We start from the raw sequence: 5,310 nt of genomic DNA, 5'->3' as shown, positions 1-5,310 counted from the left end.
CATGTCGATCAAACATCATTAATGCACTTTTCCCTTTTAAGTATCCCATAAACTGCGATACACTTAGCTTCGGCGGAATACTTACTAACAAGTGCACATGATCTGGCATCATATGACCTTCAATTATTTCTACTCCCTTATATTTGCACAATAAACGAATATAATCTCTTAGGTCTCTTCGGTATTGATTGAAGATCGCTTTACGTCTATACTTTGGTATGAATACGATGTGGTACTTACATAACCACTTCGTATGGGCTAAGCTATTTAATTTATTAGTCATATTTATATAACCTCTTTTCCCTTATTGACTTTGGCTTGAACACCTACATCTTAAGGCAAAAGAGGCCTTTTTATATAATTTTTATCGCCCACCCGCATAGCAGGTGGTTTTTTGTTTCGTGCACTCGCTCTGCTCGCGCACTCAACTAGGCCTAAAGACATTAATAAAAAATAGCAAGGTTGGAAGAAATTTCATCCTTGCTATTTTATTAGATAATGTTTTTACTAAAGGTTATTTTGTACTTGCTTTTGCTTCCTGCATCCACTTTGAAATTCCGATTGAAATTGCGACTCCAATCCCCAGGGGAAGAAAAGCTGTAAAGTTAAGGTGACAAACTTCAAATAACATAAATAATGCCATTAACGGTGCCTGCTGTGACGCTGCTAAAAATAATGAAGCTCCAATAACTGCACACTGCGTTAAAGTCACAACTGGGAAGAAGTGCATGTAAGGAATACCGAGAAATACTCCAATAACTGCTCCAGCAGCAATCGATGGCGTCAGTGTTCCTCCATAGCCCCCACATTTGATTGTAAATAAGGTAACCACTACTTTAGCAACGAGACCAAACAAGAGCGCTCCTAGGACCTGAGAATTGACGGTGGTCGTATTCATGGCTAATTGAGCAAGTCCCCGCCCGTTACCCATAATTTGCGGATAAAAAGCTGCAATTGCTCCCGCTGAGAACGACAAAAGTGGCAATTGCCAGAAAATATTCTTACCCGTTGCCCGTTTACTAGAAGCTGCTTTAACTCCTTGTTTAAACCAGGTTCCGGTTACTCCAAGGATTAAGCCTAGAACAATTGCTAATGGAACTGATAATAAAGAGAAGTCACGACTTCCGACGATATAATATGGCTTGAATCCTTTTAAAATCGAACCGATCATCGTTGCAATTACTGACATAATTAGACTAACGGAAACTGAACGGGCATTAATGCGTCGATATAAAATTTCTAGACAGAAAACAGTTCCTGTAATAGGTGCGATATAGACTCCCGCAAATCCAGCTCCGGCAGCGGCAGCGATCAATAAGTGTTTATCTTCATCCTTAAGGTGTAACCACCGATAAGAATCAAGTGCTCGGGACCATTTCTGGGCAATAGCGGCTCCTGCTTCTCGTGGGGCTAATTCACGACCAATCGAATTACCAGTTCCTACAAAAAAGATCTGAGTAACCACGTGAATGAATGTTTTTCTTAATGGCATCTCTTTACCATTTAAGGCATTCTTAATACTAACTGGGTGATAATGACGCTGAAGGAAGTACCAAATAATGGCAGCAATTATCCCTCCTATTAGCACCGAGGCAAATCGATGAATAGGAAAAATATTAATATTAACCGGAATCTTATTTGTCTCGTTAAAGTTCAAAAAATAGTGCTCTGTTAAATCTAGAATAGCGCTAAGAATCAATGAGCTAAACCCAACGACTATTCCAAGAACAACCGTTGCAATAGCTAATGGAATGTTCTCTTGCGTTTCTTTCATCTTCTTGTCTCCTATAAAAATAAATCAACTTCCAGTTTATCATGGATGAGTGTAAAAAGATAACAGCAACGTTTCGCTATGTTAAATATTATGTAAACTAAAGTAAGATCGAAGAATAAGCACTAAACTTCTTCTTCGGTCTTACTTCTATCTCAGATTATTGTTGGACATAGGTCTGTGTTTGTGGATCAAATTCAAACGTCAATTTTTGATCATTTAATTCTACAAAAATCTTCTGGTAATTCTTATTATAACCGTTATGAGGCATATCTATTGTTACTCCATTTTGAGAAGCCTTGATTTGATAAAGGTTGTATTCACCACTTTGATAAGCAAAGTCAAGGCCATTATCTTGGTAATGAGTATATGAGGCATGTTGTCCATATAAACGGAAAGTCATTGTTTCAGTAGGTCCATCACTAATATGACTTACTTCAGGGCCCCATGGAATAATCGTATTCTTTTTAATGAATAATGGTAATTTATCAATTGGAGCTTCAACCAAAATTGTCCGCTTACCTGCATATTCAACACCGTTCCAAAAGTCAATCCACTCCCCTGCTGGTAAATAAACTGCTCGTGTATTTTGGCCTTCTTGAACTACCGGAGCAACTAGTAATTCATCACCAACCATATATTCATCGTTCATTGTCCGAACAGCAGGATCTTGATCGTAGTTTAATACTAACGGACGCATTATTCCGAGCCCATTCTTTGTCTCCTTGTAACAAAGATCATATAAGAATGGAATAAAACGATATCTTAACTTTAAATATGTCCGGTAGATTGAGAGCGTCGGCTCACCGAATACCCAAGCTTCTTGTGCACGCGTTCCCATTGAAGCATGATTACGATAAAGAGGACTAAATAAAGCTGCCTCAATCCAACGTGTTAGCATTTCGGCCGTAGCATCCGCACCAAATCCACCAATATCAGTTCCCGCAAAGGTAAAACCACTCATTCCTAAATTACATAATTGAGGAATCATCATTTGTAGATGGGGCCACAAACTTTGGTTATCACCTGTCCAGACGGTTGAATACTTTTGCGTTCCCGCATAAGCTGCCCGAGTAATGACGTAAGGTCGTTTATGGCTGTATTTCTTTAATCCATTGTAAGTAGCCTTTGCCATATTATGTCCATAAACGTTATGCAATTTCTTATGAGTAGAAGGGTATTTTCCATCACTAAAGACAATATTATCAGGGATTTCACCCTCGAATGATGCTGGTTCGTTCATATCGTCCCAAATTCCAGCTGTTCCGGTATCAACAAGGTATTTACAATTATCGGCCCACCATTGTTGTACCTCTTCTCGGCCAAAGTCAGGGAAAACAGCATCGCCAGGCCAAACCTTATTAACATAAACGGTTCCATCAGGATTCTTAACAAAGTATCCTTTCTTAATTCCTTCTTTATAAATTTTATACTTTTTATCTTGCTTAACACCGGGGTCAATAATTGGCATTACTCTAAATCCTTGGTCTCTCAACTTGGAAACAAATGCTTGGGGATCAGTAAACTTTTCTTTGTTCCAAGTAAATACTCGGTAACCATCCATATAGTCAATGTCAAAGTGGATCACGTCACAAGGAAGATCATTTTCTCGCAGTTTAGTCGCAATCTCTTGAACTTTTTCAGGACTTACACTGTACCCCCAACGCGATTGCTGATAACCAAGTACCCATTTTTGTGGCAATGGAACGCGCCCAGTAAGGTAAGTATAATTTGTAACAATATCTTTCAAGTGCGGGCCCCCGATAATGTAATAATCAAGGTTACCGGCAACTGCAGAATAAAAGTAGTAATTAACATTTTCTTTTCCTAAATCAAGATGGCTCCGATAAGGATTATCAAAGAAGAAACCATATGGATGACCGTTCTTTAAGCCTAACATAAAAGGAATAGACTTATAAAGCCGGGTAAAACTTTCTACTTGGGGTGCTGGATTATCAGTGTTCCAGTTATCGTATTCGTAGCCTCGTTTATTCAAATACCCAGTTTTATCACCAAGGCCATATATCTGTTCATCAGTAGCTAAAGATTTAATTATCTCAAAATATGTCTTATCTTGGTCACTTCCACCAGCAATATCGTGACCTTCGGCGGCAACTAATTTGGCATGAGCCTCATCTAATCCTCGGTCAATTGGTGTCCGCTTGCCCTGATAATCAATGATTAATGGATGACCATCTTTGTCATAAACATCTATTTTTTCATTGTCGTATATTTTTACAATTAGAGCTGCCGTAGTTAATTCAAGATGGTCACCATGATCTAAAACTGTAAAGTTAGTTTTTATTGTCTTATTGCCTTCAATAGCATATGATGATCCTTTTTCACCGTGATCTTGAAATACTCGAATGATTTCAGGCGTAATAACTGATAAAATAATTGAACTGTTTTGATAATTAATCGTAATCTTTTGATCAACAATTGCATATCCACGTAATTGGTTATTCATTAAAGTCGTCCTTCCTCTTTTTTACTTTTATTGTATCGCATTTATTTTAAATGTAAACGTTTTCGTGGAGGCTGAATAACTTTTTAAGAATAAATAGGATATAATTAGAGATGATAATGAAAATGAATGAGGCTTAGAAATAATGCATAAAAAAGCACAAATCGGGTTCGGACTTTTTTGCTGGATTTTATTCGGAGTATTACTCTTTAACGTTTTGACTAATTCGTCATTTATTCATACACTTGATGGAGAGGGTTTTACCCTGACTGCGCCAGTATCTAAGATTAAAACCACTATCCTAACCGAATTAACTTTTATGGGTGACCCTGTTACAGTTGGTATTATAACAATTGGCCTAATGCTCTTCTTATGGCGTCGCGGAAGAGCAACTGATAGTGTTTGGTATGGAATGTTACAATTTATCGGTTACTGTTTAGTAATATTAATCAAGTATAGCGTTGCGCGTCTCCGTCCTCCTTTTCGGTTAATTAGTGTTAGTGGATATAGTTTCCCGAGTGGGCATACCTTTTCAACAGTTATTTTTATTTTTACGCTCTTGGCTCTTCTTTTACCCTATTGTAAAGTTAAATGGCAAAAGGTATTATTAGAAATCGTCGGCGCACTATGGATTATTATTATTATGTATTCGCGAGTTTATTTGCGGGCTCATTTTACTTCCGATGTAATTGGGGCCTTCTTCTTAGCTTGCGGATGGTGGTTACTAGCTAATAGTCAGCGCACTATTTTCTTTCATTGGTTACAAAAACCAGTCAATAAAATCTAATTAGTAAAGCACTGAGCTATAATCGATGTAAAAGTTATAGTTTGGTGTTTTAATTAAATTAAAAATAAATTATTTTTCAAAAGACTAAATAGATATAGTCTGGAGCATGACAATTAACCAGAACTAGACGTATTACTTATATAAAAAAGGACATGCACTGTACTCAACAATGCATGTCCTTTTTACTATTGCGTGGCAACGTCCTATCCTCGCAGGGAGCGATCCCCCAACTACTTTCGGCGTGTTGAAGCTTAACTTCTGTGTTCGGCATGGGTACAGGTGTATCCT

The 5,310-nt window shown here is 37.7% G+C and carries 4 protein-coding genes and 1 rRNA gene; 1 reads left to right on the top strand and 4 read right to left on the bottom strand.

The genetic code is table 11. From position 1 onward, the window contains the following. The 3 genes from tnpA to LMB57_RS01660 form a co-directional block, all read right to left on the bottom strand. Window positions 1-283: IS200/IS605 family transposase (gene tnpA / locus LMB57_RS01670; protein ID WP_229278037.1), on the bottom strand; the 283-nt coding region annotated here is incomplete at its 3' end. Between the two features lie 231 nt (window positions 284-514). Beyond that, entirely contained in the window at window positions 515-1,774 is a 1,260-nt protein-coding gene (locus tag LMB57_RS01665; RefSeq protein ID WP_229271816.1) for a chloride channel protein, read from the bottom strand. A 157-nt stretch (window positions 1,775-1,931) separates the two neighbouring features. Next, window positions 1,932-4,238: a glycoside hydrolase family 31 protein gene (locus LMB57_RS01660; RefSeq protein WP_229271817.1), complete on the bottom strand. Its 2,307-nt coding sequence runs from the start codon at window positions 4,236-4,238 to the stop codon at window positions 1,932-1,934. A gap of 142 nt (window positions 4,239-4,380) precedes the next feature. Here LMB57_RS01660 and LMB57_RS01655 point away from each other — a divergent pair, with 142 nt between their 5' ends. Then, on the top strand, window positions 4,381-5,022 hold the full coding sequence (locus LMB57_RS01655) for a phosphatase PAP2 family protein (RefSeq protein WP_229271818.1): 642 nt from the start codon (window positions 4,381-4,383) through the stop codon (window positions 5,020-5,022). A 190-nt stretch (window positions 5,023-5,212) separates the two neighbouring features. On the opposite strand, the gene rrf is transcribed toward LMB57_RS01655, so the two are convergent. Continuing rightward, window positions 5,213-5,310 (bottom strand): 5S ribosomal RNA (gene rrf / locus LMB57_RS01650); the annotation flags it as partial.

The sequence above is a fragment of the Limosilactobacillus secundus genome (genome assembly GCF_020784695.1).
GTDB lineage: Bacteria > Bacillota > Bacilli > Lactobacillales > Lactobacillaceae > Limosilactobacillus > Limosilactobacillus reuteri_F.
This window is presented reverse-complemented; position numbering and strand designations above follow the sequence as displayed.